3 protein-coding genes are annotated in these 3,306 nt (G+C 69.1%); all 3 read right to left on the reverse strand.

The genetic code is table 11. The features are described from left to right. Positions 1–611: FAD-binding oxidoreductase (locus JMF90_RS30250; RefSeq protein ID WP_201325816.1), on the reverse strand; the 611-nt coding region annotated here is incomplete at its 3' end. A gap of 25 nt (positions 612–636) precedes the next feature. Next, positions 637–1,941 (reverse strand): FAD-binding oxidoreductase, encoded by a 1,305-nt coding sequence (locus tag JMF90_RS30255; protein ID WP_054928133.1) that lies wholly within the window; start codon positions 1,939–1,941, stop codon positions 637–639. Between the two features lie 98 nt (positions 1,942–2,039). Continuing rightward, on the reverse strand, positions 2,040–3,306 hold a 1,267-nt coding region (locus tag JMF90_RS30260; RefSeq protein WP_201325817.1), incomplete at its 5' end, for a DUF3138 family protein.

The raw sequence follows: 3,306 nt of genomic DNA on the forward strand, positions 1-3,306 counted from the left end.
CCCGCGTCGGTCGCCGCCCGCGCGAGGCCGAGCGTGTAATTGAGCGGATGAAGGTGGCCGCTGTCGGGGTCGTACAGGCCGCCGCAATAGCGGGCCGACTGCACGTAGTCGCCGAGTTCGTCGGCTTCGACGAAGTGGAAGCGGTCGTAGCCGAAGCGCTTCGCGGCTTCGTCGCGCCAGCGTTTCAGCGCATCGGCGTCGCGCTCGGTGTTGGCCGCGGTCAGGTAGCCGGGCACCAGCGCGCAGTCGATGGCGTGTCGGGCGATGCGCGACTTCACGAGCGACAGCGTTTCGAGCCCCATGTCCCAGATCCGCTTCACGTCGCCTTCCGGCATGAACTGCGCGAACGTGTCGATGTCGCACGCGAAGCCGCCGATCAACTGGCCGCCGTTGCGGCCGCTCGCCGCCCATCCGACCCGCGACGCTTCGAGCACGGTCACCGAATGGCCGCGCTCGGCGAGGTTGAGCGCGGCGGACAGGCCCGTGAGGCCCGCGCCGATCACGCACACGTCGGCGTCGGTCGTGCCGGCAAGCGGCGCGTGGCGGGTCGTGTCGTTGGCGGTCGCCGCGTAGTACGACGCGACGTGCGGCTGGTTGGCGAATGTCTGCATGATCGGGAAAGCGGAGTGAAAGGGCTCAGAACAGCTCGCGCACGCGGTGATACAGCATCCCGAGTTCGAGCGCGGGTTGCCGCCATGCATCGCCGCCGGGAAAGCGCCGGTGACGCAGGCGGGCGAACAGGTCGAACGCGCGTGTGTCGCCCGCGATCGCGCCGGCGACCGCGCGTCCGGCGATGCCGGTGAGCGCGACGCCGTGGCCGCTGAAGCCCTGGACGTAGAAGAAGTTCGGATCGATCGCGCCGAAATCCGGCGCGCGGTTGCGCGTGACGTCGACGAAGCCGCCCCACGCGTGGTCGACGCGCACGTCGGCGAGCTGCGGGAACACGCCGACCATGCGCTGCCGGATCGCTTCGGCGAGCGCCGCGGGCGACGCGCCGGCCGAATTCGCGCGGCCGCCGAACAGCATCCGGTGGTCGGCCGACAGCCGGAAGTAGTCGAGGAAGAAGTTGTTGTCGCACACGGCTTCGCGTCGGGCGATCAGCGCATCGGCGCGTGTGCGGCCGAGCGGCTCGGTCGCGATGATGTACGACGCGATCGGCGCGATGCGCGCGGCGGTTGCGGCCGGCAGCACGCCGCCGGGCCCCGCGTTGCAGCACGCCACGACGAAGCGGCAGCGCACTTCGCCCGATGGTGTGCGCACCACGGGCCGCGCGCCGCGCACGACGTCGAGCGCCGGCGTGTGTGCGTACAGCGCGACGCCCTCGCGGCGCGCGGCATCGGCGAGACCGAGGCAGTACCTGAGCGGATGCAGATGGCCGGACAGTGGATCGTGCACGCCGGCCAGATAGCGCGTCGATGCAATGCGTGCCTGGATCTCGCCGGTATCGAGCCACGCGAGCGACGGATGGCCCCAGCGCGACGTCGCGGCATTCATCCACGCGCGCAGGTCGTCGATGCGGCGCGGCTTCGTCGCGACCGTCAGGTAGCCGCGCGTGAAGTCGCAGTCGATCCCGTAGCGCGCGATGCGCTCGGCGATCAGCGCGACGCCGTCGAGCGACAGCGACCACGCGGCGCGCGCGCCATCGGCGCCGAGCTGCTGCTCGATCACGTCGTCTTTCGCGAAGCCCGTGATCGCCTGGCCGCCGTTGCGGCCCGACGCGCCCCAGCCGGGCCGCTGCGCATCGATCACGGCGACGGACAGCCCGCGCGCGCGGCAGTCGAGCGCCGTCGACAGGCCCGCGAAACCGGCGCCGATCACGCAGACGTCGACGTCGATCGCATCCTCGAGGACCGGATCGTCGGCCAACGGCCGCGTGGCCGTTGCTTCGTAGTACGAGTCGCGCGCGAGCGCGTCGGCGCGGCGGGTAAAAGACTGTGTCATGAAACCGACTCCCTCGACAAGGCTGCACCCTGCACGCAGCCACCCTGAAAACGGCACGGGACGCCGTGCGTGCGGCACGGCGCCCCGCGCGTGCCGCATCAGAACGAATAGATGAACTGCGTCGCGAGCAGGTCGTTGGACTTGCCGTACGACCCGTCGTTGCGCAGGAACACCTTGTTGTTCGCCCAGTCGTGCCGGTATTCGACCTTCACGGTGATCTGCTGGGTCGGATAGAACAGCAGGTCGAGCGCGACGTCCTGGCGCACCGCGCCCTTGCACTCGAAGCCCAGGCCGCCGCCGGCCTTCGACTGCGCCAGGCAGTCCGCATCGACGCCAAAGCCGTTGCTCGGGTCCATCCCGTTGCCGTTCAGCGCGATACCGCCGCCGCCCCCGCCGTTCTTCGAGTTCGCGAGCAGGTCGTAGCGCAGCGTCACGCCCATGCGGCCGACCACCGGCGCGTTGAACTTGCGGTGCGCGAGCAGCGACAGCCCGTACCACTGCGCGAGGCCGCCGTTGAACGCCGCATGCTGCTGGCGGCCATAGTCGACTTCGGCGTTGTACTGAATGTCGGCGAGCGTGTAGGTCGCATCGAGTTCGCCGAAGAAGAACGAACCGTACGCGCTTGGCGCCGCGCCGCCCGGACCGTAGCTGACGGCGCCAGTGGTCGGGTCGATCGCGCTCGCCAGCGTCTGGCGCCCGATGTTGAACGACCCGCCGAGATCGAGCGCGCTCGACCACGTGTAGTCGGCGCGCGCGGTGAAGGTCGGCACCTTGTTGCTGGTGGTGATCGGGTCGCCGAGCGCATTGGTGCCCGTCTGCGTGACCGAACCGTAGGTGCGGTACTGCTCGTTGCCGAGGAAGAACTTCCACGCCCAGGCGCCCTTCGTGTAGTTCGCGCCGATACCGACGTAGCTGCCCGGATCGGAGAAATCGTACAGCAGGTTGTGCGTGAGCGTGAGCATCTGGTTCGACTGCTGCACTTCGTAGCCGCCGAAGCTCGGGATCAGGCCGGCGACCAGCGTCGTTTCCGCGGTGATCGGCACGTTGATCACCGCCGTGTTCAGCAGGTTGTCGGTGATCGAGCCGCGCGAGTTCTGCAGCAGCGTGATGCCGTTGCCGCGGTTCGGCATCAACGTGATCTCGGCCGACGGCGCCATCGGGCCGACGCCGAAGGTCTTCTTGATGTCGAGGTAGAGATCGCCGAACGTGCTGTTGAAGTAGTTGTACGCGTTCTCGTGGTTCGCGAACAGGAACGACGACGTGCCGGCCGCGCGGTTGTAGATGTAGGTCGGATCGATGTAGCCGGTGACCGACAGGCCGGCGAGCGGGCCGGTGTTGGCCGCGTCGGTCAGCGAGTCGACCTTC

The organism is Burkholderia sp. E168m23 (assembly GCF_016586125.1).
Lineage (GTDB): Bacteria > Pseudomonadota > Gammaproteobacteria > Burkholderiales > Burkholderiaceae > Burkholderia > Burkholderia orbicola.

What these genes read in the sequence shown, in the direction of transcription:
- JMF90_RS30255 (WP_054928133.1), bottom strand. Translation starts at nt 1,941, where the DNA reads ATGACACAGTCTTTTACCCGCCGCGCCGACGCGCTCGCGCGCGACTCG.